This window comes from Leptospira fletcheri, from assembly GCF_004769195.1.
Classification (GTDB): domain Bacteria; phylum Spirochaetota; class Leptospiria; order Leptospirales; family Leptospiraceae; genus Leptospira_B; species Leptospira_B fletcheri.
Window position 1 is genome coordinate 180280 of sequence record NZ_RQET01000001.1, and the last position, 25339, is coordinate 205618.

A 25339-nucleotide genomic window follows, 5' to 3' on the forward strand; every position below is an offset into this window, starting at 1 on the left:
AATGAGCTTAGATTCAAAAATCCCTTCGGGACCCTTGGAACAAAAATGGGACAGTTACAAATCCCATATCAAATTAGTAAACCCCGCTAACAAACGTAAATATACGATTCTAGTCATAGGAACCGGACTTGCCGGAGGATCCGCCTCCGCCACACTTGCGGAACTCGGCTATAATGTAAAAACCTTCTGCTTTCAAGACAGCCCGAGAAGAGCCCACTCCATCGCGGCACAGGGCGGAATCAATGCGGCAAAGAATTACCAAAACGACGGAGATTCCGTTTACCGCCTGTTTTACGATACCATCAAAGGCGGCGACTTCCGAGCGAGAGAAGCAAACGTGTACCGTCTTGCACAAGTCTCCGCGAATATCATCGACCAATGCGTCGCGCAAGGGGTTCCGTTCGCGAGGGAATACGGAGGTCATTTGGACAACCGATCCTTCGGAGGAGCCCAAGTCTCCCGGACATTTTATGCAAAGGGACAGACCGGACAGCAATTGCTTTTAGGCGCTTACTCTTCCCTCTCCAGACAAATCGGATTAGGAAACGTGAAAATGTATCCTAGAACCGAAATGGTGGATTTGGTAGTCGTGGACGGACACGCCAAAGGAGTCGTGATCCGGGATTTGGTTACCGGCAAAATTTCCGTTCACTCAGGAGACGCGGTCGTACTAGCTTCCGGAGGATACGGAAACGTATTCTATCTTTCCACGAACGCAAAAGGCTCCAACGTCACCGCGACCTTCCGCGCGTATAAAAAGGGTGCCTTCTTTGCGAACCCTTGTTATACGCAGATTCACCCCACCTGTATCCCGGTTACCGGAGACCATCAGTCCAAACTGACCTTGATGTCGGAATCTCTTAGAAACGACGGCCGTATTTGGGTGCCGAAGAAGAAGGGAGATACCCGGAATCCGGCGGACATCCCGGAAGGAGAAAGGGACTATTATCTGGAAAGAAAATATCCTAGCTACGGAAACCTTTGTCCGAGGGACATCGCTTCCCGTTCCGCAAAAGAAGTTTGCGACGCCGGCCTAGGAGTCGGTCCCGGAGGCCAAGGGGTCTATTTGGACTTTTCTTCCGCCATCCAACGCCTTGGCGAGCACACCATCGCGGAAAGATACGGAAACTTATTCCAGATGTACGAACAAATCACCGGAGAAAACCCTTACAAGTCGCCGATGCGGATCTATCCCGCCGTTCACTATACGATGGGCGGACTCTGGGTGGACTACAATCTCATGAGCAACCTTCCGGGTTTGTTCGTAATCGGAGAGGCGAACTTTTCCGACCACGGAGCCAACCGTTTGGGCGCTTCGGCTCTAATGCAAGGATTGGCGGACGGATATTTTGTGTTACCGTATACGATCGGAAATTATCTGGCGGAAGTCGGATTCGGAAAAACTCCTTCGACCGATCACGCCGAGTTCAAGAAGGCCGAGACGGAGAACACGGAAAAAATCAATAAATTTCTTTCCATCAAAGGAAAACGGACCGTCGATTCCTTCCACCGCGAATTGGGAAAATTGGTTTGGGACAAATGTGGAATGGCAAGGGACGACAAAGGCCTAAAGGAAGCTCTGCAGAAAATCCCGCAAATCCGGGAAGAATTCTGGAAGAACGTGAACGTCCCGGGATCCGGCGCGGAATTGAACCAGTCTTTGGAAAAAGCCGGTCGGGTCGCGGACTTCTTGGAATTTGCGGAACTACTCTGCCTGGACGCCCTCACTCGAGAAGAATCCTGCGGTGGACACTTCCGAACGGAACACCAGATGGAAGACGGGGAAGCCAAACGTAACGATAGTAAATTCTGTCATGTCACGGCATGGGAATGGAAGGGAGTTGGCGGAAAACCGGTCGAACACAGGGAACACCTGGAATTCGAGAACATTAAACTCGCAACGAGGAGCTATAAATAATGGATCTCAAACTGAAAATCTGGAGACAGAAAAACTCCCAGGAAAAGGGAAAAATCGTGGATTATCCCGCCAAAGGGATTTCCGAAGATATGTCCTTTTTGGAAATGTTGGACGTGGTCAACGAAGAACTGATCGAAAAAGGCGAAGATCCGATCGCTTTCGAACACGACTGTCGGGAAGGAATCTGTGGGTCCTGCAATATCATGATCAACGGCGAAGCACACGGACCTCTTCCCGGTGTGACTACTTGCCAACTCCATATGAGATCCTTCAAGGACGGAGATACGATCTTTCTGGAACCCTGGAGAGCTAAGGCCTTTCCGGTGATCAAAGACCTAGTTGTGGACCGCAGCGCCTTCGATCGGATCATCCAATCCGGAGGATTTGTCAACATCAATACGGGAGGAGCTCCCGATGCGAATGCTCTTCCTGTCGCGAAAAAGAACGCGGACCTGGCTATGGACGCCGCAACTTGCATCGGATGCGGTGCCTGTGTTGCTTCCTGTAAAAACGCTTCCGCAATGCTCTTCGTCTCCGCGAAAGTTTCCCACCTGGCTCTCTTACCCCAAGGACAAGTGGAAAAGCAGGAACGAGTCAAGAAAATGGTCTCCGCTATGGACAAGGAAGGCTTCGGAAACTGTACCAACCAGTACGAATGCGAGGCGGCTTGCCCGAAAGATATCAAAAGGGATTTCATCAGAATGCTCAATCGGGATTACATTCTCTCCTAAAGTCCCTCCTCTACCGGGGACAAGAGCCCCGGTAGATTTTTCCTTTGTCCGTCCTTTCTATTCTTTCCCTAGTAGAGAAAGACTTTGCAAAATCCCTCCTTGGTACACATACAAAATCCTTCCCTTTAATTCTTTTGCTTTGACCAGTTCCTCTATTACGAATAAGGATTTGGCTGCATAAACCGGCTCGATAAAGATTCCGGTCCTAGTGGAAAACTTCTCCGCTAGGGATTTCCATTTTTTTCCGCTGCGAAACGCGAAAGATTTTTCCCCGAATTGCGACCTAGGATCGAACAACGAGGACCACCGCAGGTCCGAATCGGGAAATCCGATGTTCTCCGTGTTTCGTAAAATCCAGTCTTTCATTCTAGGGAAAGATAAGCCTAAACTGATTCCCAGGACTGGAATCTGGTTCCATCTTAATGCGGAAAGCCAAGTCAATCCGGAGCCGACATCCAGCACGAGCCAGTCGAAATCCCTCGGATCGATTTCCTCCCAAAGAGAGGAAAGTCCATGGAAGGCGGGAGAACAAAAAAGATATTCCGGCAAGCGAACTTCCGAGCTGCCCGACAAAATTTCTTTACCAAACTTCTCTCCTCCGGAACGTCCGATCGGTCCGCCGGAAAAATCGAAAGCAGGAATTTTGGCTGTCTGCTCTTCCCATTCTCTCCTGCTAGAATAAAGGGAAATCTCCGAAAAGCGCCGAGCCAAAATCGATGCCGGACTCTCCAATTCCGGGTTCCGAGAATACGCCTCCACCTTGACCGAAATTCCCATCCAATGAAAAAAAAGAACTCCGGATAGAATCGCGTTAGAATGCAGATTGCCGCGCAGAACCGCACGGAATCGACTTTCGGAATCGGAAATCGACTTTAAAGATTCGTAAATTCCTTTGAGTTTTCGAATCTTAGTGCCTTGAGAGAAAAAGATCCGGTCTTCTCTCTTTACGAAAATTTCGGAACCGCCCACCCTCAAAATAGGTTGGATCGGAGTGAAGAACTCGAAAGGGGATCGATTCCCCTCCAATTTTAATCTCCCGTTTTTAGGACGGCAAGGAAGGCTTCCTGAGGGATTTCCACGTTTCCGATCTGCTTCATCCGCTTCTTTCCTTCCTTCTGTTTTTCCAACAGTTTCTTCTTACGGGTGATGTCTCCACCGTAACATTTTGCGGTTACGTTCTTTCTCAATGCGGAGATACTTTCGCGGGCCAGGATTTTTCCTCCTACTGCCGCTTGGATCGGGATCATGAATTGGTGACGTGGAATGAGTTCCTTCAGTTTTTCTATAATCTCCCGCCCTCTCTGTTCCGCTTTGGAACGATGCACGATCATGGACAATGCATCCACAGGTTCCCCGTTTACCAATATATCCATTTTGACCAATTGGGAAGCCTTATAGCCGGAAGGCTCGTAATCCAAGGACGCATACCCTCGCGTCAAAGATTTTAATTTATCATAAAATTCGAATATTAACTCGGCAAGAGGCAACTCGTACGTCAACTGGACCTTTTCCTGGGAAAGATATACGGTATCCAATTGAATCCCGCGCTTATCCATTGCGAGAGACATGATGTTCCCGACGTATTCGATAGGAGTGATGATGGACGCCTTTACATAAGGCTCTTCCGTGGTTTCTATATGGATCGGATCGGGAAATTTGGAAGGATTGTCTATATCGAAGACCTCTCCTTTCCTGGTATGGATCGTGTATTTGACCGAAGGAGCCGTCGTGATCAGATCCAGATTGAATTCCCTTTCCAATCTTTCCTGCACGATTTCCATGTGCAAAAGGCCGAGATAACCTACCCGAAACCCGAAACCCAGAGCGGCGGAACTTTCCTTTTCGTAGACCAAAGCCGCATCGTTCAATTTCATCTTTTCGATCGCGTCGACCAACTCTTCGAACTGCTCCCCCGCGATCGGGAAGAGACCCGCAAAGACCATGGGCTTGGCGTCCTTATATCCCGGAACGGCATCCTGAGTAGGATTAGAGTAAAGCGTTACGGTATCACCCGACCTGGCGTCCGAAACCTTTTTGATCCCTGCGATGATATAACCCACTTCCCCTGTGGAAAGGGTTTCCGTAGGTAGAAGTCCGATTCCTTTGATCCCGACTTCGTTCACTGTAAAATCCTTCTGGTTGCTCATGAGAAGGATCCGGTCCCCTTTTTTTACGGTTCCGTCGAATACTCTGGTTTTAATGACGACCCCCATATATGGGTCGAAATAGGAATCGTAGATCAATGCCTTCAGCGGTCCTTTCGAATCTCCTGTGGGAGCAGGAATCTGCTTCGTAATTTCCTCTAAAACCGCTTTTACGTTCAACCCGGTCTTTGCGGAAATAGCCACCGCCTTTTCCGCATCCAATCCGAGGCTATCCTCGATTTGCAACTTGGTTCTTTCCACGTCGGCGGCAGGCAAGTCCACCTTATTCATAACGGGAATGATCGCCAAGTCCTGCTCCATAGCAAGATACAAGTTGGCGAGAGTTTGGGCTTCCACCCCCTGACTCGCGTCTACGATCAAAAGTACCCCTTCGCATGCTTTCAAAGAGCGAGAGACTTCGTAGGTAAAATCCACGTGCCCCGGAGTATCGATCAAATTCATCGTGTACGTATGCCCGTCTTCGGCAAGGTAATTGAAGGTAGCGTTATTCGCCTTGATCGTGATCCCTCTTTCCCTTTCGATATCCATAGAATCCAAAATCTGGTCTTTCTTGGTTCGATCGTCCGTGATCCTTCCGATCTCCAAAAGTCGGTCGGCCAGCGTGGATTTTCCGTGGTCGATATGAGCAATAATGGAGAAATTACGGATGTATTTAGGATCGGACATGCTTAAAAACAAAATTCAGGGGAATTCCTTCCCTGAAAAGCGTTTTCTATGCCCGAGTTTTCGAGGAATCATGTCCGTGCCATTGAAAAAGGACGGCGAAGAACGGACGGGAAAAATGCCCCCCGCCCGACTTTTGGATCGATTCTTAGTAAATCAAACCGTCCGCTTCGATTTTTTGACAGGAAGTTACGATCGTCAAAGTGGAACCGATCAGGTATCCTTTAAATCCTTTGATATCGCTTACGCATTGGTCTACAACGGACTTTTTATAGTACTTCGTCGGATCGATTCCGGCAACATCCCCTGCAATCACGGAAAGAATAGAGACGGTTGCCTTGCCGGAAAGAATGGCCGAATTGACAAGGTCGGTCGTAATGGCCGCATTTTGGATTTCATTGGATGCCACATCTCCTTTGACCCTATCGTACGTGAAACCGATCGGATCCAAGACCGCGCAATTTACGAGAAGCACACAGAAAAGATTCGAGAGAAAGAACGCTTTTTTCCTCATTTCAAATTCATCCAGATGATTTTTTTTCATTTCTGAGCGTTTCGCTCTTTGCTTGCAACTGTTTTTAAACCGATAAGAAATAAATTTCGCCTGCGAGAATTTCGTTCCAAAATCGATTTCAGAATAGAACCGTCGTTACCGTTTCTCTTGCGACAATCTATCCGAGAATTTGCAAATCGAATTCCGCCAAACGTTCCGGATCGCAGGCGAAGCGAGAGATGTCGATCTGCTTGTGATGGTCGAACAAATACGTGGTCATCCTTCCCACAAATCTTCCCGAATATTCTTCTTCGACGAACCTGAGCCAAGCGCAAATGTCGATCAACTCGTGACAGAGAAACTCGAAGTTCTTACCCGTTTTCGAATCCTGAAATTTTTCCCTAGAATTATAGATTCTATCCTCGTCCAACAGAAGTACGTTCTCCAGAGTAAACGGATAGTCCTTCAAACCTCCGGCCAGACCGATTTGGTGGAACTTTTCCGCCTCTGGTTTGGTTCGGAACGCAGTCGTTCGAGCATCGCAGAAATAAGAGAACGTTTCCGGACCGAACGTTACCTGTATTCTCGAATTTCCGACGGAAGTTCCGGGATAAGAAACCTGGTGGTCCAAAATCAACTCGTCGGAATCCTTGGAATTCGTAGGAGGTTCCAAGATACAATATCCTTTTTCCCATTCCATCGCAAAAGGAGAAGAGGGAAAAATCGGTTTCCTCTTTTCCAATTTTCGAAAATTGTCCTTTAAACCGTCGGAATACGGAAGATCGCAGTTGTCGAAGGTCGGAAAACTCGACTCGGTGGTTTCTAGATCCGCATAGACACCGTAAGCCAACATCCACGCCAGAGGATGCTCGATGATCTTCACTTCTCCCAATTGAATATTATGATTTCCTTTGATACAATAGGAAGGGTGCAAGGGAAATCGGTTCCCCTTCCAGGAAAAAGAGGACCTTTTCGGATCCGTTGCCGGACGAATGGTAACCCGGCTATTCCTGTTTTCGAAGGTCGCCTTCCCTTCCAGAATAAATTCCCTTTCGACTGTATAGGAAAAATCCCGGTTCGAGACCGGAGGCATTCCTAGAAAATGATCGGGCAAAAAAAGGATCTCCTTCGACCGTGCTTCGCGCAAACGGTCCAACCTGGAAGAATCGCGGATGATCTCGAATTCCGTCGAAAGTTCGGTATCGGACAAAGGGAACCTCCTTCCGTATCTTTCGGAAACGCTCCGCCTTCCGACGGACCCTAATGCGAAAGTTTGCATCTTCTCCTAAAGTGCGAGCAACCTTTTTTCCCCGTTTCCCGCTTGATTTATTTTGCAGAACGCGAAGAATCTCTGAAAAAATCCTTCGGGAAAGAATTACAGGAACTATCATGCTCAAATCTTCCAAAATCTCCGGAATTACAGCCCGAGAAATCATGGACTCTCGTGGAAATCCGACGGTAGAAGTGGATGTAAAATTAGAAGACGGGTCTTTCGGTAGGGCTGCCGTTCCCTCCGGCGCCTCTACGGGCGAATACGAAGCGGTGGAACTTAGAGACGGAGACAAATCCAGATACGGCGGTAAGGGAGTTCTCAAAGCCGTAGATCATGTGAATTTGAAAATCAAAGAATTGTTGTTAGGGGAAGACGCTCTCGACCAAAATAGGATCGATGCGCTCATGCTGGACAAAGACGGAACCAAGAATAAATCCAAATTAGGCGCCAACGCTATTTTAGGAACCTCCTTGGCCGTCGCCAAAGCCGCCGCCTCCCATACCCGCCTCCCTTTGTACAGATATATCGGAGGAAACTTCGCTAGAGAACTTCCAGTCCCCATGATGAACATCCTGAACGGCGGTGCTCACGCCGACAACAACGTGGATTTTCAGGAATTCATGATCCTCCCGATAGGAGTATCCAGTTTTCGGGAAGCCCTTCGGGTTGGAGCGGAAATATTCCATAGCCTGAAATCGGTACTCAAATCCAAAAAACTGAACACTGCGGTCGGAGACGAAGGCGGATTCGCTCCGGACCTCGCCAGTAATGTGGAAGGGTTGGAAGTCATTCTAGAAGCCGTCGAAAAAGCGGGATACAAGCCCGAAAAGGACATCCTTTTGGGCCTGGACGCTGCCTCTTCCGAATTCTACGATAAATCCAAGAAAAAATACGTGCTCGGCGGAGAAGGAAATAAGGAATTTACCGGCGCAGAATTAGTGGAATACTATTCAAATCTTGCCGCGAAGTATCCGATCATTACTATCGAGGACGGTCTGGACGAAAACGATTGGGACAGCTGGAAAATCCTGAGCCAAAAACTGGGGAAAAAAGTCCAATTGGTCGGAGACGATCTCTTCGTCACGAACATAGAAAAACTCTCCAAGGGGATTTCCTCCGGAGTCGGGAATTCGATCCTGATTAAGGTGAACCAAATCGGATCCTTGTCCGAAACTCTGGCCTCCATCGACATGGCCAAAAAGGCGAAGTACACGAATGTGATCAGTCATAGATCGGGAGAAACCGAAGACGTTACGATTTCGCATATCGCGGTCGGAACGAACGCAGGCCAGATCAAAACGGGATCCTTGTCCCGGACGGATCGGATCGCAAAATACAACGAACTCCTCAGGATAGAAGAGGAACTCGGAAATTCTGCGGTATACAAAGGAAGGGAGACCTTTTATAATCTATAACCCCATGGGCTCGAAACTCGCGAACAGGCTTTTCCTAGGATTGGTTTTTCTCTCAGGACTCTTCTATTTTACGATCCTGGGAGAATCCGGCCTGGTCGTGAGGTCCACTCTCGAAACCAACCTCTCCGAACTGCGCCTGGATGTGGAAAGGTTGGAATACGAAAACCGCCAATTGGAAGAAAGGCAAAAACTGTTACGGGACGACAAGGTCGCCTTGGAAAGAGAAGCCAGGAGATATTACCTCTTATCCGAAAATGCCCATATTATCAAATTCAAGGAAGCCGAACCTAGGTCGGAAAACCGGCCGGTTCTGGCCTCTCGTTTGATCGCCCTCCGCGCGGGAAAGGATCTGCCCGTCCCTCCTATCCAATTGATCCGCTTTTTTTACGTATCCTTTGTCGCGTTCGTATGTATTGGTGTTTTCAGAAAATTGCGTAAGAAGAAACTGGAACAACGAAGCGCTTAAGGGAGCCAGAATGTCTGAGACCGAGAAAATTACGGAAGTTTTCGAAGAACTTACCGGAAGCAAAATTTCCAGGAAGCTGATCGACCATAGAAAAATATTTCTTTGGGGACCTGTGACGGACGAATCCGCAAAGGATATCGTGGGCAAACTCCTCTTTCTAGAAATGGCGGACCCCGGAAAAGATATTACGTTTTATATTAACAGCCCCGGAGGAGTCGTGACTTCCGGACTTACGATTTATGATACGATCAAAATGATCAGTTCTCCCGTACACACCGTTTGTATGGGATTGGCGGCATCCATGGGATCCGTTCTACTTGCAGCAGGAGTCAAGGGCAAACGTTCCATTTGGCCCAACGGAAAAGTGATGATCCACCAGCCTTCCATCGGAGGTCAGATCGTAGCCCCCGCTTCGGATCTGAAAATCCAGGCCGAAGAAATCCTCAAAACCAGAGCAAGGTTGAACCAAATCCTAGCCGATGCTTGCGGTCACCCCGTCTCCAAACTGGAGGAGGATACGGACAGGGATTATTATATGGATGCGGACGAAGCGATCCAATACGGCATCGTGGACACCCTCGCCACTAAAATAGAATTCCCGAAATCGAATTCGTAAGGAGGAGTTCTTTGTCGGAGGCTCGCAGGATCGAAGACGCCCTAAAAGGCTTTCTGGAAAATCCGCAAGGGCGAGCCTCGGATAGCGACGAGGCATTCTCTTCCCTGCTCCTGGAATTCTGCGAATTATTATTCGCCGAGGAAGAAGACGATCGGGAAAAAATGAGCCTGAGCAACCTAGGTTCCTTCGAACTGGACGAGTTCTTTCATTTTTACCTACCCGACATGCACCCCGGCGATGTTAATATCCAAAAGAAGGTGAAGGATTTCCTCAAGCGCTTCCGCAAATACCTGGAAAAGAAGAATCTCCTAAGCAAGGCCCAATCGGAAGATTGGAAGGAATTCTTTCAGGAAAACGGAATATAAGGTTTTCTTTATGGATCATCCTCCGTTTCGACCAAAGCGCTTCGTTTCCGGTAAACACGCTCAAACCATCTACAATACCTTTTTTCCGCCCGCAAATCGGCTGCGAACCGAATATTTCTGCGAGGATGTCCTTCTTACGGTTCGGGACGATTCCCAAGACATCCTTTGGTTGGAACACAATCCCCCCGTTTCCAGCTATGGAAAGAAAGGGCCTAAGTGGAACGGTGCGTATATAGTCATGCTCCACGGAATGGAAGGAGATTCGGAAAGCCCTTACCTGGTTTCTCTGGCGCAAGGAGCGCTAAATAGAGGATACGGAACCGTTCGAGTGAACCTTAGAAATTGCGGAAGAGGAAGAGGCTTCGCAAAACATTCGTATTACGCCGGTCAATCGGAGGACCTGGAAGACGTATTGGACTATGTCCGAGAGTCCGTCTGCAGCAAGGTTTTCGTATCCGGCTTTTCTCTTTCCGCCAATCTGATTTTAAAATTTTTCGGAGAAAGAACGGATCGCCCGGCGAAAGCCTTCTCCGCGGTTTCCCCTCCTTTCGATCTGGCCAAAAACTGCGCGTTTATCGATTCCGCCAGGGGAAGATTTTATCGGGAACATTTTCTGAACAGCTTCCGCCGCAAAATCAAAGAGGGAGTCGTGCAATTGGCTCCGGAGATCGGAGCGAATCTAGCGAACGTGCGGTCCTTCTTCGATTTCGACGATTTAATCACTGCCCCCACGTTCGGCTACAGGAGTGCATTAGATTATTATAAGATAAATTCCTGTAAGGATTACATAGCCTCCATCCGACATCCCGGGATTCTGGTACATGCGGAGGACGATCCTGTCGTTCCCCTCTTCGAATGGGATTCCGTGCCTTGGGAAAAGCTTCCACATCTCAAGGTTCTACTGACCAAACAGGGAGGGCACGTGGGGTTCGTCGCCGATTCCAGCCCGGAGGTTCCCGACGGTCATTGGGTCACGAAAATTCTGCTGGATTATTTCGATTCCAAATTATAGCCTGAATTCCGGACAATCCGAAGAAATCGATTGTCGAACAGAGCAGTCCATCCCGAGTGAAACAAAGACAAACCGTCAAGCAGCGCAAGCCCCTCCCCGCTTCCTTTTTCCTAGTGATTTCTTTCGAAGACGAGGAGTGCTATTATAAACTGAAAGAAAAGGCGGAAGAGATCTTTTCCCAGACTCTCTACGAATCCCAAGCGCTCCCGAAGTGGAGTCACGAGTTCGCGAACTTTTTGGATTCTCCCTTGGGACGTCACACTCGGATCCTTTCGTTCAAACGCAGAATTTCGAGAGAGGAGCTTCCGAGTCTGCAAAAGGAATGCTCCAAGACCCAGGATAGACTGAGGAAAACCGATCCGTCCTTCCGCATTTTTCCGGGGTATCTTACCCCCTACAATCTCGTACTAGCTTCCGTAGAAGAGGACCTCCATAGAGTGTATCTCTTCCACGGAGTCTTTGCCGAAATCGTTTATACGTACCAGGGTCAGAAATGGGTTTGCCAACCCTCGGCTCCGAATTTCTTTAAGTCACCGGAAGTACTGTACTTTTTTACAAATCTGAGAGAATCCTATGTTTTATCCCTCGAAAAGCGTTAATCCTTTTATCCTCCTCTTTGCTGCCATTCTTGGCGCTTGCGAACCTACTGCTCTTCAGATCGGTTCCGTGGAACTTTGCGATTACTTTACGAGAAACGGGAACTGCGAGGAACCCGTCGCAAAAAATAAGAAATACCAAGTGAAGATTCCCAATAACAAAAGACCTCAGACATGGGAAGACTTGGCGAATTACCTGTACTTTCATGCAAGGGAGACTCCCGGTTTCGTGATCCGCGCAAATCGGAACTTCACACCGGAGGAAAGGAAACGTCTGAAAGAATCCTATTTTGCCATGTACGATTTCGCGGGGGAACGGGGCAAAATGGAAGGCTTGGAAATCGGCGAGAACTGGATAGGATCCTTCAACTATCTCGGATCCATGATTAAGGAAAAACTAAAAAAGGAAAATCGACTGAAGCAATACCCTTACGAATCCGGTTTGTTTCCTGCGGACCTGGAATTCAGTTGGTCCTCCGCACTTTTCTCCGGCGCTCTTAAGACCAGGATCGATTTCGTTTATAACGTGCTTCCACCCGAAACGAAATAACCGGAACGAGATTCGATCCGAAACGAAAAAATCAATAGATCATCTGCAAAGGGTTCAAAAAAATCCGATCCGCATGAATGCCTAAAACCAAATAGGCCACGACTCCCAGAACGAGCGCGGAAACTACGGGTATTAGAAGATTATCGTCGATCAGCCCGTTCCAATACGTCCCGCTATACAATTCGGTAACTGCGGCCGAAATGATGGCGGGAAGGATCAAAATCAGATTTTCTCCCAAGGAACCGGAACCGAAATGATAGATTCCGAGTATCTTAGGCTGCGCCTGGACCAGGTACAAAAACCAAAGACCGACGACTAAAGTGGAAAGGATAAAGGCGAGAATCCCTTCCTTGGATTTTCCGTTCGAGAATCGGTTTTTGCCGAAGTGCACCCCTACCCATGCAGCCATAGGATCTCCGATCACGAGAAACAGCATGGATAAGATCGTTATGTCGGGGGGAAAGAAAAGTACGACGAACAGGATGGAAAGAAAATACGGAAAGGTTCCGTTGATCCTGTATTTTTCCTCCTCTTTCAATAAGGGACCCGCTACCTTCACGAAAAGGTTTTGGACCGCTTGAACGTGAAAGCGGGAATACTCCAGAACCACCAACAATACAAGACAGACGAATAGGATGACGGTGATGAGCACCCAAGTCGCGTGCTGCATACCGAAAGCTCCTTGGAAAACGTCCATATAATAGCAGACCGGAATCAAAAGCCCGAGCAAATGCCAGGCCTTTCGGAAGTAATTGAAGGATGCGGGTCGCGTAATTTCCAATTTTCTAATTCCTAGTTTATCGTTTGGAGGCCATTTTTAAGGCCGCCTCTTCGTCGCCGGCGATCAGGAAGAAACCGTTCAAGCCCGCCATTTTGAAAACGTTCGAAATCGGTTTCGAGATATTCACCAATACGAGCTTGTTCTTATGGCCGAAACTGACCTGATACACTTCTTTCAGCGCCTGCACGCCCTTGGAAGAGATCAGATGCACGTCTTCCAAATCCATAATCACCGGTCCTTGGCGAACGGCAACGGAAAGAACTTCCCGAAATTTTTTCTCCGTAAAGGAGTTGATAGAACCTTGCAACTTCAGAACCTGAACGTTGTCTATCTTTTCCGTCGAGATCAATATCTCGTTCAGGATCATAGTTTCTCCGATTGGTCAGGATACGGAATTTTCCCAAAAGATACAAATGGTTTTTCTGTTATTCGTTTCCGCCTTTCTCTTTTTCAAAACGTACGATTTTCCGTTTTCCGGAACCTTGGTCCTAGGCCTTACCTTAGCTACATCCCTAAATTTCCGCGAAAGCATGCGGAAATTTCCCCCCGTTTTTCTGACATTTCCGACCCTACTCTGCCTCCTTTCCCTCTGGGACGGATCTTCTCCGGAAGACATTCTGGACTTAATTTCTATCAGCCTAGCCGGAATCCTTTCCTACAGGGAATCGCTGCGATCCGAAGGAAATTACAAATCCGTACCGGAGGAAGGAATCCTCGCGCTTCTATTCGCCTGCGGACTCATTTTTTCCTACTCCAGGGAGGAATTTTCCGCCTTCCTCTCTCCTGCCTTAGCCCTACTATTCTTAAAAAAGGGATTCGGCAAAAAAATACGGATCCTTTTGCTTCTCTCTCTTCTCTCCCTCACCGCGATTCATTTGTACGGGGGGAACCCTTCCTTGCCTACGGAACCTTCCTTTAGCAAATCGATTCTGATCTGTTCCGGTATGGGACTCCTTCTATTTTACGGGAAGGAGGCTCTCCTCGAAAAAATACTCTTCCTGTTCTCCTTTTTGGCCGTTTCCGCATCCCATCCGGGCCCCGAATTTCCGGGCTATTCCTTGGGGTTGTTTTTTTCCTACTTGCAAGAACGGGATAGGGAGAAAGAATCCGAAAGGGAGGAATCGTCCGGATAAGCAGGCGTTCGTATGAAAATTAAAATCGCTCACCTTCTCAGAAAAACGGAAGAGATCGAAAGAGATCTGACCGAATTGGGAAAAATCAAGGACCGGATCGCTACGGACCGGGACTACTCGGAGTCTTTAAAAGAGTCCATCGGAGCCGAGATGCAAAAGCTCAGTTCACAAAGGGACGAACTTCTTTCTCTTTCTACGAAAGAAATCCCGAGCGGATGGAACCTTCCTTCCTCTTCCTCAGGAGCAAGAGCCGCTGAGGGTTTGTACCAAGACAACGAAAAACGTCTGACCCGTGAAATATCCGTTGAAATACAAGGAAAGCGCCAGCAACCTGCCCGAAAGACCGTTCATAAATACTAATCCCATCAAACTTCCGAAAAAATCAGGTAATCAAAGAAACATGAGTAAAAAAATCATCGTACTCTCTCTCTTCGGAATCCTATTTGCGGATTGCAAATTAGATTCCGACGTACTGGCTTCCTTTAAAGGAGGTACGGTCACCCGTAAAGAGCTTAGAACCCATTACTTTTACAGTTTAAAAGGCCGTAAAATAGATGAGACCAATGCTTCGGTGGAAAACCAAAACAAGATCCTGGAAGAGCTGAGCCTCCTCAAAATGGCGGAACTTTATAATAAGGACCACCATTTAGTTTCCGATCAGGATATGGAAAAGTATCTGAAATATTCCGAACCCCAATTTGCGTTTTCCTTATTCCGTAAAAAATTCGAGGATGGAATCGCGAAAGACGGAAAAGTCAGAATGGCTTTCATACGCGTACTTCTCGTCGCGACTCCGGACGCCTCCGGAAAAACTCCGAAACAAAAAGGGGAAGAACTACTCTCTCAACTTTCCAAGTTATCCTCCAAGAAGGAGACCGCCAAGTTCGTCTCCGAACATACGGAAGAACCCCAGAGAAAAGCCGTAGGCGGAGTCTTGGAACCCGTCTGTTTGGACTGTGGAAACGATCCTCTATCCGCGATTCTTTCCCGAGCCGCCGAAAATAAGGGAAAGTGGATCTTGGAAGAAAGCGCGGGAAAAGTCTATGTTCTGCGAGCAGAAAGAGTGGAGAATATCTACCTGGCTCGTTTGGACAAACTGTTCAAAACGGAATTGGCCAAACAAAGAGACGTCGCAAAGGATTATTTACAGAATCCTAATTTAACGGAAGAAGATAAGAAGAATGCGAAATTCTATTCGGAACTTCGTGTGGAAGACATAGCCGGTCAGTACGCCGACTATTACAAAAATAAGTTCCTGGCCGAAGGCTGGAAAAAGAGCATAGACAAGGTAATGGAGGAATCCGGCTGGGAACCGGCTCAAATCTCGCAGGCGAGCATTCCTACTCTCGGACCCGAGACCGTACTGCTCTCCGACAAAAAGACGGGAGCATCGGTCAAATACAAAGAAGTATTAGAAAATTTTAAAGATTTTGCGGCCACGAGCGGAGCGGATCCGATCGCGGGGAAAGATGAAAAATCGATAGTGATCAATTTCTACTCCTCGCGCTATCTTCCTTTGAAAATCGGAGAACGCTCTGAAATGATCCGCGCAATTCGAGAATCTCAAGAGTTCAAAGAACTCTTTCCGATCCAAAAACGATTCCTGGTGCTTCCTCTTTTTATGAAGAAAGTCTTTCCTCCTAAAATCGAAGTGGGAGAAGCGGAAGTAAGAAGCACTTACGAAGCTGGTAAGATGTTCGCGTATTCCAAACCGAATCCGAATAACCAGAAGGAAAGAATTCCCGTTCCGTTTGCGGAGGTTCGGGAAAAGATCCACCAGGAATTGTTGGAATCCAAAAAACAAAGTCTTGCTCAGGAATTCATCGGAAAGTTAAAAACCGAATACCAATTAACCGTAGCTACGGAGCAACTGAAGCCCGGACGAATCTAATACGATTTGCTACAAAGATTCGAAAACGTTCCGAACCCCGGCTCTTTGCCGGGGTTTTTCATTTTGTGTTTCTTCTTCCGATCGAACCTAGGTCGACTTAGCTATTTCGTCTTACTTTCTTCCTAACCCTTGCGGTTTAATTCCAAACCTCCTTTCCGTATAGGAACGGGACCTCGGAGGGAACCTTTTAAAATCGATCGATTTCCTGCCATACCTAGGTCGTTTGTGCCAAGCTCCTTCTTTTTTATTGAGAATTTCTTAAAATTGGAAAAAAATTGTATCCTAAAGGTTCTAAGTTAGCGTACTGGAAATTTATTCTTGAGCCTAGATAGGACATGGATAAAACGGTAATAAAGAGGGGAAAAAGATGAATAACCACATCTACATGCTCCGCAAAAAACGGGGTATCAAACAATACGATATGGCAAGGGCTTTGGGAGTTTCCCCTAGCTACCTCTCCAAGATCGAAACGGGAAGCCAGGCACCCACTGAGAAATTCAGACAAGCTTGCGCAAAATATTTGAAAACCACACTTGAGAAATTATTCAACGAGAACCCGGTCGAAGACGTTTATCCCGAATTCAGCCAAGGTCTCACCAACAAACTCTGGGCAAAACGCAGAGAGTTGGGAATCAAACAATACGATATGGCAAAGAAATTAAAGGTTTCGACTCCCTTTCTTTCCAAAGTGGAATTAGGTTTACTAGAGCCTCCAGAGGAATTCAAAAACATGGCCTCTAAGGTCTTAAAAATGAAAAAGGAAGAACTATTTCTGCATAAAGTAGAATTCTGATATTTCCGAACGGGAGGCGTTTGCCTCCCGTAGAGAAATCCGTTTACGCTTTGTCCTTTCCCCTTTTGACAAAATCGAGCGGCAACCCCGGCCTTTTCACCGGGGTTTTTTATTTTAGAATCGAAAGCTCGGTCTAGTTTTTAAGCTTTCTTCACTTCTACCTTTCCCCCGTTGGAATCCACTCGTATTTTTTGGCCGGCTTCGAAATCCCCTTTTAGGATGTAGGAACTCAAGGCGTTTCCGACCTCTCTTTGGATCAATCTCTTGAGAGGTCTTGCACCGTATTCCGGATCGAAACCCGCATCCGCCACGTATTTTCGGAGCGCTGTCGTGTATTCCACCACAAGCCCGCTTTCCTTTGCTTTCTTGGCCATAAGGTCTAATTGCAATTCGGAGATTTTGGAAATCATCGACTGGTCCACGGATTTGAATAGGATCACTTCATCCAGACGGTTCAGGAACTCCGGTTTAAAATGCCGTTTCAGCCTTTCGTCCACCAATCTCTCTTTTTCCTCCGCGCTGTATTCGTAGGAAGACAGGATGTCCGAACCTAGATTGGAGGTGAGAATGATCACCGTATTCTTGAAATCCACGCTCCGGCCTTTGCTATCGGTCAACCTACCTTCGTCCAGAATTTGGAGGAATACGTTGAACACCTCCGGGTGAGCCTTTTCCACTTCGTCGAAGAGAATCACGGAATAGGGTCTTCTACGAACGGCTTCCGTCAATTGTCCCCCTTCGTCGTGCCCGATATAACCCGGGGGAGCTCCGATTAGTCGCGCTACGGAATGTGCTTCCATATACTCGCTCATATCGATCCGTAACATCGCATTCACATCGTCGAATAGAAATTCCGAAAGCGCTTTGGCCGTCTCGGTTTTTCCCACTCCCGTAGGCCCCAAGAACAGAAAGGTTCCAATGGGACGATGAGGATCGGAGATTCCCGCCCGAGACCTGCGTATGGCTTCGGACAAAAGAGAGATCGCATGATCCTGTCCGATCACCTTTGCGGTTAAAAATTCCTCCATTTGAAGGAGTTTCGCCTTTTCTCCCTGAAGCATTTTGGAAACGGGGATACCGGTCCATCTGGAAACGATATTCGCGATGTCCTCTTCGTCTACCTCCTCTTTGAGCAGGCGACTGTCTCCAGAAATCTTCCTTAGTTCTTCGTTGGCCTTTTCCATCTGCTTGGACAATTCCACCTGCTTGCCATAACGGATCTCTGCGACCCGATTGATTTCCCCTCTACGCTCCGCCTCCGCTTCCAACAATTTGAAATGATCGATTTGTTCCTTGATCTCCTTGATCTTGGAAATCTTGGATTTTTCCAGATCCCAGCGAGCTTTTAAGATTCGAAAAGTTTCCTCCTGCTCCGCCAACTCTTGGACCAGATTTTGGGTCCTCTGTTTCGAGGCGGGATCCGTTTCCCTCTTCAAGGCTTCCCTCTCTATTTTCAAGGATTGGATCTTTTTACTCAGTCGATCCAATTCCTCCGGCATGGAATCCATCTCGATCCGCATTTTAGAGCTCGCTTCATCGATGAGATCCACCGCCTTATCCGGTAAAAAACGGTCAGCGATGTACCGATTGGAAAGCGTAGCGGCGGCGACCAAAGCGGAATCCAGGATCTTAATTCCATGATGCAATTCGTACCTGTCCTTCAACCCCCTCAGGATGGTTACCGTTTCCTCCACGCTAGGCTCCTTGACCAGAACGGGTTGGAAACGCCTTTCCAGCGCCGCGTCTTTTTCGATGTATTTTTGGTACTCCTTCAGCGTCGTGGCCCCGATACAACGGAGTTCTCCTCGAGCCAACATCGGTTTCAACATGTTGGAAGCGTCCATCGCCCCTTCGGTGGCTCCCGCCCCCACAAGAGTGTGAATTTCATCTATGAAAAGAATGATATTCCCTTCGCTCTGTTTCACTTCGTCCAAAGTGGCCTTCAGTCTCTCTTCGAACTCTCCCCTATATTTCGCCCCGGCAATCATGGCGCCCAAGTCCAGAGCGTAGAGAATCTTATTCTTGATTCCTTCCGGGACCTCTCCTTGGATAATTTTGTTAGCGAGTCCTTCCACTATGGCAGTCTTTCCCACTCCAGGTTCTCCGATCAGGACCGGATTGTTTTTGGTCCTTCGAGTCAAAACCTGAATGGTACGACGGATCTCCTCGTCCCTTCCGATGACAGGATCCAGCTTGCCTTTCTTTGCCAGCTCATTTAAATTTTTCGCATACTTATTCAGCGCATCCGCCTTGTTTTCGGGTGAATCGTCCATGATAGGTTGTCCTTTTCTTAAGTCTAAAACGACCTTGAGTAATTTTGCGTAATCCAATCCCAGCGTTTGGAATTCCAAGCGCAGAGGGGAAACTCCGGATTTTAAGAAGGAGAGAAGAAGGTGATCCGTGCTCAAATAATCGTCCTTCATCTCTTTGCGGAGAGAGTCCGAATTTTGGAGCAAAGAAATCGCCTCCCGGGAAAATCCCCGCTCCGTTGCGCCTTCTACCTTGGGAAGTTTTTGCAGGAAGGCATCCGTCCTTCTACGAAATTCCTCTAAGGGCAATCCCAACCGAGAGAACAAAGGTGGGGCAAATCCGTCTCCTTGGGAAAAGAGTGCCGAGAGGATATGTTCCTCTTTGATTTCTGGATGGCGAAATCTCTCCGCGGAAGATTGCGCTTCCGAAAGCGCCTCGTTCAGCTTTACAGTGATCTTGTCCAATTTCATTTTTTCTTCCTAATCGCTTCTCAGTCGGCCTCCGACTCAAGCACCATTTAGACCCCCTCCACCCCGAAAAAGTCTCATTTTTCTGCCAGTTAGTCAGAGACTTTTTTTCCTTTTTATGTCCCGTCTTTTTCCGTTCCGGGATCGGAAATCCTTTTGACAAATCTCCTTCCTTTTATGCGATTATGGTTCATCTCACTTTCCTGGCAGATTTCTGACCGGGACCCCGGCGGAAAAGAAGAATGTCGAATGAACCTCCTAAGGAGAGTTGGAAATCTCGCACTGGATTGATTTTAACCGTAGCCTCGGGAGCCATCGGTTTAGGGAATTTCCTTCGCTTTCCGGGACAAGCCGTCCAGAACGGAGGCGGGGCGTTTTTGCTCCCGTACATCATCAGCTTTATCCTCGTCGGAATTCCGGTCTGCATCACGGAATGGGTCATGGGACGAATGGGCGGGGAACAAGGCCATAGCGCGCCGAATCTATTTCGCTCTTATCTTTCCGGAATTCCTCTTCGCTTAGTGGGCGCCATCGGGATCACCATTCCGTTATTGATCTATATCTATTATGTTTTTGTGGAAGCCTGGTGTTTGGCGTACGCATTCGACTTTCTGACGGGCCAGATCCATTTGACCGCCCAAGGATCGGACAGATCGGAAGTCATTTCCACCGCTACGGAACATTTCCGGAATCTCGTAGGTGCCAAGGAAAACGGAGCTGCCATCGCCGGAAAAATCTTCTACGCAACTCTGGCCTGCTTTTTGATGAACTTCATCCTGGTCTTCCGGGGCATTTCGAAAGGAATCGAAGTCTTTGCCAAGATCGCGGTACCTCTGATGTTAATCTGTTCCGGAATCGTCCTGGTCCGCGTACTGACTCTGGACGGAATCCAGATCGGTCTCGGAAAAATGTGGAATCCTGACTGGAAGTCCTTAGGAGAAGCAAAGGTATGGATCTCCGCGGCGGGACAGATCTTTTTTACCCTTTCCGCAGGATTCGGGATCGCTCTCGTCTTTTCCAGTTATTTGAAAAAGGAAAACGACGTAGTTCTCTCTTCACTTTCCGCAGCTTCTTTAAACGAATTCGTAGAAGTCGCCTTCGGTGGAATGATCACCATTCCGGTCGCCTTCCTGTTCTTAGGCGCTACGGTAACCTCCTTCGGTACGTTCGGGATGGGTTTTATCGCCCTCCCCTCTGTCTTTGCTCTCATGCCGGGAGGACAATTTTTCGGAGCGCTTTGGTTCTTCGTTCTTTTCTTGGCGGCCCTGACCTCTTCGGTGACCATGCTCCAACCTTGGACCGTATTTTTGGAAGAGTCCTTTCACCTGCGCCGACGTACCTCCAGTTTTCTCCTTTTCTTACTTAGCTTTTCCCTTTCCTTTCCCATCCTGTATTTCAATAAGGATTTTAACGCTCTAGACCAAGCGGATTTCTGGATCGGAACCGTGTTGATCTACATCCTTGCTACGATACAGATCCTGATCTTCGGCTGGATCATAGGAGCGAAGCAGGGTTTGGAAGAAGGGTACCGAGGCTCCCATATCAAACTTCCCCATTCTTTTTGGTGGATCATCAAATACGTGACTCCTACGTTTTTGCTCCTAATCTTCGGAGTCTTTTTGTACCAAAATCTCGAATCCTATGTCAACAAAATGAGCGTGGATTGGATGGTAGCTCACGCCCCGCCAGGAACGTCTCCTGAGGAAGCCAAATTGCAGGCTCTCGTTTCCCGGTTCGTGTTTTTGACGATTCTTTGTGTATTCGCTTTTTTTTATTTTTTGGTACATATCAGTCTGAAAGGAAAAGAAGAGGCGGTCATCAAAAAACAAGGCGGGGAAAGATACGTTTTACCCGCTGTCTTGGGCGGGTTCGGTCTAATTCTAGTGATCGCGTACAATTTCTTTCCGTATCATAACGGAGGGAATTCCTCCCCCCTTTCCTTTCCGGTAACGGAATTGAGTTGGGAAGGAATTCTGACCATGGGTCTTTCTCTCGGTCTAGTCATTCTACTTTCGGCATACTGTATCATAAAGTTGTTCCAAACAAGGGAACAGTAAGGATTTCATTTGGAAACCGTTGCGGAACAATTCTCCAAACTTTCTAGAATCTGGCCTGAATTCGAGTCCAGACCGGGCCAAATCCAGATGGCCGAAGCGGTGGAAAATGCCTTCCGGGAAGCAAGACACCTGATCGTAGAAGCGGGAACCGGAGTAGGAAAATCCCTAGCCTACCTCATCCCCGCCGCTCTCTCCTCCTTGGAGGACCAAAAAACCGTCGTCATTTCTACGGAGACCAAGGCGCTCCAAGACCAGCTTGTACAAAAAGACATCCCTCTGGTTTCCGAAATTCTAGGACAAGAAATCCGTGCGGAAATCGCAATGGGAGCCTCCAATTACGTATGTAAGAGAAAACTGGGGAACGTTCTCACCCAAGGAACCTTCGGTCCGGAAATGCTGGATCACCTGGAGTTCTTCAAGAATTGGACCTCTAAAACCGAAAGCGGAAGAAGACAGGAATACGACGGTTTTGCCTCCTTCGACTTTTGGAATAAGGTGACTCGGGAAGCGGATTCCTGTTTAGGAAGAAATTGCCCGAACTTTTCCCATTCCTTTTACTTTCTGGAAAGAGCCAAATGGCAGAAAGCCCAGATTCTGATCGTGAATCACCATCTGCTTGCGGCACATATCGCCTCCGATTTTAACATTCTTCCGGAATTCGCCAAACTAGTGATAGACGAGGCCCACCATTTCCCCGAAACCTTGGGCTCCGCGTTTCGAATCGAGTTGTCATCCGGCGAAATCCAAAAATTACTCCAGCAAGTCTGGAATTCCCAAAAGAAATCCGGACTAGCCGTGCGACTCGGTTCTCCCCGGATCAACGACCTGACGACCCAAGCGGGGGAAAAATTATTTCACTGCTTCAACTCCATCGCAGGCGAACTTCCTTTGAATTTCTACGGCTCCCAAAGGATCCGTAAGGTCTTAAAAATGGACGGGGGCGCCTTCGAATCCTTGCTGGATTCCCTGGAACAAGCCCTTCTCCTGGAAGGAAAAAAATACAGCAAAGAAAGCGAAGAGTTGGAAGAAAAGGAAATCGCACTGGAAATAGAGATGCTAGCCAAACGGATCGGAGAGGTGGCGGAAGGTCTACACCTGTTTCGTACCATGGACGCCGGCGAACGGGTGTACTGGGCGGATCCTCCGAACCAAAAAACGAAAGAAATTTACCCCAAACTCCTGACCCAACCTTTGGAATCCGAAAGCATCTTAAGAGAAGTACTGGAACCCCGAACGGAAAGCATCATCTTTACCTCGGCTACCTTGGCCACCAATCGGGGAGATTTGAAATACTTTAGCCGGAGGATCGGCGACCTTTCCTCCAAATCCAAGATCGTTCCCTCTCCGTTTCCGTACGAAAAGCATTCCTTACTCTTCCTTCCGAAGGATGTGAGGGACGCTTCGGAAAATCCCGAGGGAAATTCCGCGGACCTTTCCCGTTACATTCTCAAATTGATCGAACTGACCCAAGGAAATACGTTCGTACTCTTTACCTCCAATCGTTCTTTAAACGAAATCCTGGAAACAGTAAGACCCTTGGCCCGATTTCCGATTTTTTCCCAAATCGAACTGGGGCCCGAACCCGCTAAAAACGCGTTTCTTTCCACGGAAAATTCCGTTCTCTTCGGCGTGTCCACATTTTGGCAGGGAGTCGATATCCGAGGAGACAAGCTCAGGTCCGTAATTTTAACCAAACTCCCTTTCCAACCTCCCAATGATCCTGTTCTGGAAGCCAGAAGCGAAAAATGGAAGGAGCAAGGAGGGAATCCTTTTCGGGACCTCCAACTTCCCTACGCGACCACGATCTTGAAGCAAGGTTTCGGTAGATTGATCCGATCCGAAAGAGACACAGGGATCGTGAGCCTGCTGGACTCCAGGATTTGGACCAAATCCTACGGAAAGGATTTGGTCTCGGCTCTTCCGCCTGCAAAACGGATCCCGTCCTGGGAAGAATTGAAATCGGAATATTCAAAATTACCGAAGTATGTGGCAGGCGCTTTGAAATGAATCTGAAGAAAATTTCCGCCCTAGTTTTTGTATTTTCGGCTCTGACATTCTTGTCTTTCCTTCCGCCCCTGTCCGCTTGGGAATCTTCGGACAAAACGGATACGATCACGGATTGGAAAAACGGAGAGATCCGCAAAACGGTGGAAAGACAACTTCCCCGGATCGTCTTTCATCCGAATGATCCGGATTACAACCGGGAGGGAACCGCTAAAAATCTCACCGAAGCCAGAAATATCGCCAAAGAAGCCTTACGCGAGGAACTGAAGAAATACCTATTTCGAGGAATGGAAAACCTCAGACTGGATTCGAACCAATTGCTGAAGGAAAAAATCGGCAAGGACGAGACATTCCGGGAAATCTTCCAGGAATTGTACGAAAAGGATCCGATAGAAATCGAAAATCGATACCGGGAAAACCGCCTAATCGCCACGGGAACCCTTCCCCTGAAAGGTCCGAAAGGAGTTTATTCCCATCTACTTCTTCCCTACTCTTCGGAATCATTTCCCGAAATTCATCCGGCACTTCTTCCTACGGATTCCTATACCGGACTCATCGTGGACGCAAGGCACTTGCCCCTAGAGCCGGCGCTTTTCCCCGAAATACGCAACGAGGACGGAGTCACCCTGTATTCTCCTCTCTTCCTGAAAAAAGGGACGATCACGAATAACGGTTTTGCGATCTATCTTTCCGATCCGAAGGAAGCGATGAAACGGGGAATTTCCGGAGACAAACCCTATCTAACGACAGCCTTGTCCGTTTCCGGAAAGTATCCAGTAGATCTGGTGATTTCGAACGAAGACGGGGAGAGAATCCTAGCCTCTCCCAAAACGAGAGAGGCTTTACGGAAAGGGAAAGTGATTATTTTACTTGCGAAACAAGGGAAGTAAAGACTTCCTCCGCTTTCTTATAAGATTGGGAAAAAAGATAGGCATAGCCTAGATCCAGAAGTTCCTTTTCGGAAAGTTGCTTCTTTCTTTTTTCGTATTCCGAAATGTTTCGGATCATAGGTTCGTATTCTGCTACCTTATCCTCGTAACTCGGAATTTCTCCGGCCCCGGGAAGTTTTTCCAGAATTTCCTTTGCCTCCTCGAATTTTCCCAAATGAACGAGACAAAGCCCCAGAGCCGCCAAAACATCCCGGTCTTCTCTGAGTAGATGGCTGTTTCTTTTAAAGGATTCGAGAGCCTCTCCGAAACGACGCATATGGTACAAGGAAAAGAATTCCAGTCCCGCAAAGAAATCGTCCTGAAAGAGAGTCTTGTAGATCTGGATCAGATCCAAAGCGAACTTGTAATTGCCGGCTTCCTCGCAGGTCTTGATTCCGGTTTTTAGGATGGAATAGGAAATCGGAGAAGAGGAGGCCTTAAAATATTCGTGAAACAGAATCGCCGCTTCCCTAGGCCGTCCGTTGGACCGATGAAGATACGCCCCGAGGAGAGGAGTCAATACCGTCTTTCCTTCCAACGGGAAATTATTCGCGGTATCCGCTCCGGTTTCGAATTGGCTGATCGCGCTTAAATGATGGATAAAAACGTTACTCGGGTGCCGCTCCGCAGCCAGGGAAACTTCCTCGTATGCCCCGGTTTCGAAAAGTTCCCACACGGATTCTTCCAAAGATACGGAATGGGAAATCGCTGAACTCTTGGCCATAGTGATAATATCCTCTATTCCTGGTATCGGAGAGGATTTTGATTTTC

The 25339-nt window shown here is 47.9% G+C and carries 24 protein-coding genes; 16 read left to right on the forward strand and 8 right to left on the reverse strand.

Annotated elements, in window-relative coordinates:
• Nucleotide 1 precedes the first annotated feature (1 nt).
• Both EHO60_RS00865 and EHO60_RS00870 read left to right on the forward strand, forming a co-directional pair.
• Nucleotides 2-1918, forward strand: a complete 1917-nt coding sequence (locus tag EHO60_RS00865; RefSeq protein WP_135766274.1) for a fumarate reductase/succinate dehydrogenase flavoprotein subunit — start codon at nucleotides 2-4, stop codon at nucleotides 1916-1918.
• Nucleotides 1918-2649, forward strand: a complete 732-nt coding sequence (locus EHO60_RS00870; RefSeq protein WP_135766275.1) for a succinate dehydrogenase/fumarate reductase iron-sulfur subunit — start codon at nucleotides 1918-1920, stop codon at nucleotides 2647-2649. The genes EHO60_RS00865 and EHO60_RS00870 overlap by 1 nt, the downstream gene beginning before the upstream one ends.
• A gap of 57 nt (nucleotides 2650-2706) precedes the next feature.
• Here EHO60_RS00870 and EHO60_RS00875 read toward each other — a convergent pair whose 3' ends face one another.
• The 4 genes from EHO60_RS00875 to EHO60_RS00890 all read right to left on the reverse strand — a co-directional run bounded on the left by EHO60_RS00875 (nucleotide 2707) and on the right by EHO60_RS00890 (nucleotide 7249).
• A complete protein-coding gene (locus EHO60_RS00875) occupies nucleotides 2707-3675 on the reverse strand; it encodes a 1-aminocyclopropane-1-carboxylate deaminase (protein WP_210409300.1) in 969 nt (322 codons plus the stop codon).
• Nucleotides 3676-3677: 2 nt separating this feature from the next.
• The gene (gene lepA, locus EHO60_RS00880; RefSeq protein WP_135766505.1) at nucleotides 3678-5480 is read right to left on the reverse strand and encodes a translation elongation factor 4; all 1803 of its coding nucleotides are present in this window, start codon (nucleotides 5478-5480) and stop codon (nucleotides 3678-3680) included.
• Between the two features lie 145 nt (nucleotides 5481-5625).
• A complete protein-coding gene (locus EHO60_RS00885) occupies nucleotides 5626-6021 on the reverse strand; it encodes a TIGR04452 family lipoprotein (RefSeq protein WP_425460254.1) in 396 nt (131 codons plus the stop codon).
• Between the two features lie 127 nt (nucleotides 6022-6148).
• The gene (locus EHO60_RS00890; RefSeq protein WP_135766276.1) at nucleotides 6149-7249 is read right to left on the reverse strand and encodes a UDP-3-O-acyl-N-acetylglucosamine deacetylase; all 1101 of its coding nucleotides are present in this window, start codon (nucleotides 7247-7249) and stop codon (nucleotides 6149-6151) included.
• Between the two features lie 110 nt (nucleotides 7250-7359).
• Between EHO60_RS00890 and eno the strand changes: the two genes are divergently transcribed.
• Genes eno through lcpA form a run of 7 tightly spaced genes read left to right on the forward strand, consistent with a single transcriptional unit; the run spans nucleotide 7360 to nucleotide 12263 of the window.
• Entirely contained in the window at nucleotides 7360-8658 is a 1299-nt protein-coding gene (eno, locus tag EHO60_RS00895) for a phosphopyruvate hydratase (protein WP_135766277.1), read from the forward strand.
• A gap of 4 nt (nucleotides 8659-8662) precedes the next feature.
• Nucleotides 8663-9124, forward strand: a complete 462-nt coding sequence (locus tag EHO60_RS00900) for an FtsB family cell division protein (protein ID WP_167880120.1) — start codon at nucleotides 8663-8665, stop codon at nucleotides 9122-9124.
• 10 nt (nucleotides 9125-9134) lie between these two features.
• Nucleotides 9135-9740, forward strand: coding sequence for a ClpP family protease (locus EHO60_RS00905; RefSeq protein ID WP_135766278.1), 606 nt, complete (start codon nucleotides 9135-9137; stop codon nucleotides 9738-9740).
• A gap of 11 nt (nucleotides 9741-9751) precedes the next feature.
• On the forward strand, nucleotides 9752-10105 hold the full coding sequence (locus tag EHO60_RS00910) for a hypothetical protein (RefSeq protein WP_135766279.1): 354 nt from the start codon (nucleotides 9752-9754) through the stop codon (nucleotides 10103-10105).
• A 10-nt stretch (nucleotides 10106-10115) separates the two neighbouring features.
• Nucleotides 10116-11117: a YheT family hydrolase gene (locus EHO60_RS00915; protein ID WP_135766280.1), complete on the forward strand. Its 1002-nt coding sequence runs from the start codon at nucleotides 10116-10118 to the stop codon at nucleotides 11115-11117.
• Nucleotides 11118-11173: 56 nt separating this feature from the next.
• Complete coding sequence (locus EHO60_RS00920) at nucleotides 11174-11716, forward strand: DUF4416 family protein (RefSeq protein ID WP_135766281.1); 543 nt, start codon at nucleotides 11174-11176, stop codon at nucleotides 11714-11716.
• Nucleotides 11691-12263 (forward strand): complement regulator-acquiring protein LcpA, encoded by a 573-nt coding sequence (lcpA, locus tag EHO60_RS00925; protein ID WP_135766282.1) that lies wholly within the window; start codon nucleotides 11691-11693, stop codon nucleotides 12261-12263. The genes EHO60_RS00920 and lcpA overlap by 26 nt, the downstream gene beginning before the upstream one ends.
• A gap of 31 nt (nucleotides 12264-12294) precedes the next feature.
• Here the strand turns inward: lcpA and EHO60_RS00930 are convergent, their stop codons facing one another.
• Together EHO60_RS00930 and EHO60_RS00935 are read right to left on the reverse strand one after the other, a co-directional pair.
• Entirely contained in the window at nucleotides 12295-13038 is a 744-nt protein-coding gene (locus EHO60_RS00930; RefSeq protein WP_425460261.1) for a diacylglycerol/polyprenol kinase family protein, read from the reverse strand.
• A 22-nt stretch (nucleotides 13039-13060) separates the two neighbouring features.
• A complete protein-coding gene (locus EHO60_RS00935) occupies nucleotides 13061-13411 on the reverse strand; it encodes an STAS domain-containing protein (RefSeq protein WP_135766284.1) in 351 nt (116 codons plus the stop codon).
• Nucleotides 13412-13457: 46 nt separating this feature from the next.
• On the opposite strand from EHO60_RS00935, the gene EHO60_RS00940 reads away from it, so the two are divergent.
• The 4 genes from EHO60_RS00940 to EHO60_RS00955 all read left to right on the forward strand — a co-directional run bounded on the left by EHO60_RS00940 (nucleotide 13458) and on the right by EHO60_RS00955 (nucleotide 16861).
• Nucleotides 13458-14177, forward strand: a complete 720-nt coding sequence (locus EHO60_RS00940; protein WP_246028082.1) for a hypothetical protein — start codon at nucleotides 13458-13460, stop codon at nucleotides 14175-14177.
• Between the two features lie 12 nt (nucleotides 14178-14189).
• Nucleotides 14190-14537 (forward strand): hypothetical protein, encoded by a 348-nt coding sequence (locus EHO60_RS00945; protein WP_135766285.1) that lies wholly within the window; start codon nucleotides 14190-14192, stop codon nucleotides 14535-14537.
• Nucleotides 14538-14577: 40 nt separating this feature from the next.
• Nucleotides 14578-16068 carry an LIC12015 family putative lipoprotein gene (locus EHO60_RS00950; protein ID WP_135766286.1) on the forward strand — a complete coding sequence of 497 codons (1491 nt, stop codon included), beginning with the start codon at nucleotides 14578-14580 and terminating at the stop codon, nucleotides 16066-16068.
• Nucleotides 16069-16453: 385 nt separating this feature from the next.
• Complete coding sequence (locus EHO60_RS00955; RefSeq protein WP_135766508.1) at nucleotides 16454-16861, forward strand: helix-turn-helix domain-containing protein; 408 nt, start codon at nucleotides 16454-16456, stop codon at nucleotides 16859-16861.
• Nucleotides 16862-17001: 140 nt separating this feature from the next.
• Here the strand turns inward: EHO60_RS00955 and clpB are convergent, their stop codons facing one another.
• A complete protein-coding gene (clpB, locus tag EHO60_RS00960; RefSeq protein WP_135766287.1) occupies nucleotides 17002-19581 on the reverse strand; it encodes an ATP-dependent chaperone ClpB in 2580 nt (859 codons plus the stop codon).
• 239 nt (nucleotides 19582-19820) lie between these two features.
• Here clpB and EHO60_RS00965 point away from each other — a divergent pair, with 239 nt between their 5' ends.
• The 3 genes from EHO60_RS00965 to EHO60_RS00975 are packed head-to-tail and all read left to right on the forward strand — an operon-like array spanning nucleotide 19821 to nucleotide 24529.
• Nucleotides 19821-21635 (forward strand): sodium-dependent transporter, encoded by a 1815-nt coding sequence (locus EHO60_RS00965; RefSeq protein WP_135766288.1) that lies wholly within the window; start codon nucleotides 19821-19823, stop codon nucleotides 21633-21635.
• Between the two features lie 9 nt (nucleotides 21636-21644).
• A complete protein-coding gene (locus EHO60_RS00970) occupies nucleotides 21645-23642 on the forward strand; it encodes an ATP-dependent DNA helicase (RefSeq protein ID WP_135766289.1) in 1998 nt (665 codons plus the stop codon).
• Nucleotides 23639-24529, forward strand: coding sequence for a hypothetical protein (locus EHO60_RS00975; RefSeq protein ID WP_246028083.1), 891 nt, complete (start codon nucleotides 23639-23641; stop codon nucleotides 24527-24529). Before EHO60_RS00970 ends, EHO60_RS00975 begins: the two co-directional genes overlap by 4 nt.
• Here the strand turns inward: EHO60_RS00975 and EHO60_RS00980 are convergent.
• Nucleotides 24501-25292 carry a tetratricopeptide repeat protein gene (locus EHO60_RS00980; protein ID WP_135766290.1) on the reverse strand — a complete coding sequence of 264 codons (792 nt, stop codon included), beginning with the start codon at nucleotides 25290-25292 and terminating at the stop codon, nucleotides 24501-24503. The genes EHO60_RS00975 and EHO60_RS00980 overlap by 29 nt on opposite strands.
• Between the last annotated feature and the right edge of the window lie 47 nt (nucleotides 25293-25339).

Coding starts and splice junctions, on each gene's coding strand:
- EHO60_RS00865 (WP_135766274.1), top strand. CDS start 2: ATGAGCTTAGATTCAAAAATCCCTTCGGGACCCTTGGAACAAAAATGG.
- EHO60_RS00870 (WP_135766275.1), top strand. CDS start 1,918: ATGGATCTCAAACTGAAAATCTGGAGACAGAAAAACTCCCAGGAAAAG.
- lepA (WP_135766505.1), bottom strand. CDS start 5,480: ATGTCCGATCCTAAATACATCCGTAATTTCTCCATTATTGCTCATATC.
- EHO60_RS00885 (WP_425460254.1), bottom strand. CDS start 6,021: ATGAAAAAAAATCATCTGGATGAATTTGAAATGAGGAAAAAAGCGTTC.
- EHO60_RS00890 (WP_135766276.1), bottom strand. CDS start 7,249: ATGCAAACTTTCGCATTAGGGTCCGTCGGAAGGCGGAGCGTTTCCGAA.
- eno (WP_135766277.1), top strand. CDS start 7,360: ATGCTCAAATCTTCCAAAATCTCCGGAATTACAGCCCGAGAAATCATG.
- EHO60_RS00900 (WP_167880120.1), top strand. CDS start 8,663: ATGGGCTCGAAACTCGCGAACAGGCTTTTCCTAGGATTGGTTTTTCTC.
- EHO60_RS00905 (WP_135766278.1), top strand. CDS start 9,135: ATGTCTGAGACCGAGAAAATTACGGAAGTTTTCGAAGAACTTACCGGA.
- EHO60_RS00915 (WP_135766280.1), top strand. CDS start 10,116: ATGGATCATCCTCCGTTTCGACCAAAGCGCTTCGTTTCCGGTAAACAC.
- lcpA (WP_135766282.1), top strand. CDS start 11,691: ATGTTTTATCCCTCGAAAAGCGTTAATCCTTTTATCCTCCTCTTTGCT.
- EHO60_RS00935 (WP_135766284.1), bottom strand. CDS start 13,411: ATGATCCTGAACGAGATATTGATCTCGACGGAAAAGATAGACAACGTT.
- EHO60_RS00940 (WP_246028082.1), top strand. CDS start 13,458: ATGGTTTTTCTGTTATTCGTTTCCGCCTTTCTCTTTTTCAAAACGTAC.
- EHO60_RS00945 (WP_135766285.1), top strand. CDS start 14,190: ATGAAAATTAAAATCGCTCACCTTCTCAGAAAAACGGAAGAGATCGAA.
- EHO60_RS00950 (WP_135766286.1), top strand. CDS start 14,578: ATGAGTAAAAAAATCATCGTACTCTCTCTCTTCGGAATCCTATTTGCG.
- EHO60_RS00955 (WP_135766508.1), top strand. CDS start 16,454: ATGCTCCGCAAAAAACGGGGTATCAAACAATACGATATGGCAAGGGCT.
- clpB (WP_135766287.1), bottom strand. CDS start 19,581: ATGAAATTGGACAAGATCACTGTAAAGCTGAACGAGGCGCTTTCGGAA.
- EHO60_RS00965 (WP_135766288.1), top strand. CDS start 19,821: ATGTCGAATGAACCTCCTAAGGAGAGTTGGAAATCTCGCACTGGATTG.
- EHO60_RS00975 (WP_246028083.1), top strand. CDS start 23,639: ATGAATCTGAAGAAAATTTCCGCCCTAGTTTTTGTATTTTCGGCTCTG.
- EHO60_RS00980 (WP_135766290.1), bottom strand. CDS start 25,292: ATGGCCAAGAGTTCAGCGATTTCCCATTCCGTATCTTTGGAAGAATCC.